2 protein-coding genes are annotated in these 574 nt (G+C 60.6%); both read left to right on the top strand.

Annotated elements, in window-relative coordinates:
- The coding region (locus tag NZ923_10805; GenBank protein ID MCS7230495.1) for an asparaginase at positions 1–455 on the top strand (455 nt) is incomplete at its 5' end.
- 14 nt (positions 456–469) lie between these two features.
- Positions 470–574: type III pantothenate kinase (locus NZ923_10800; GenBank protein MCS7230494.1), on the top strand; the 105-nt coding region annotated here is incomplete at its 3' end.

Here is a 574-nt window from a genome sequence, read left to right as displayed (position 1 = left end):
CTGCACCAGGATCGGGTCCGCTTGGCTGGATCGTCGCTGACCGCGTCTGGATGCGTCATCGCCCGGTACAGCGCACGTTCATCCCATGCGTCCACCTAGAAGAGCGGGTCGATCTCATCACCCTTGGTCAGGGGAGCGATGATCGCCTGGTGCGTCACGCGATTGCTGATCGTGTCGCAGGGATTGTGATTGAAGCGTTTGGCAGCGGCCGAGTGCCGCCATGGTGGCTGCCTGCGATACAGGAAGCGATTGCGCAGCGTATCATGGTCGTGGTTGCACCGCGAGTCGGCGGCGTCCTGTACGATGAGTACGGCTATGTCGGTGCGTACCATGATCTCGAGCAGCTAGGAGTGCTCTTTGCCCATGGCCTTAACGGTCGCAAGGCGCGAATCAAGCTGATGCTCGCGTTGGGCGCGGTGCGTCGCCCGGAGGATGTGCGGGTCTGGTTTCCATAGAGCCACGGTGCGTTATGCTGCTAACTATTGATATCGGCAACACGAACATCAAAATCGGCGTCTATCAGGGAGAACGTCTCACAGCGCACTGGCGCGTCACGACCGAACGCCACCGGCTC

Origin of the sequence: Candidatus Kryptonium sp., assembly GCA_025060635.1 — a bacterium.
Lineage (GTDB): Bacteria > Bacteroidota > Ignavibacteria > Kryptoniales > Kryptoniaceae > Kryptonium.
The sequence above is the reverse complement of the archived record's forward strand: the minus strand, read 5'-3'. Positions and strand labels throughout refer to the sequence as shown.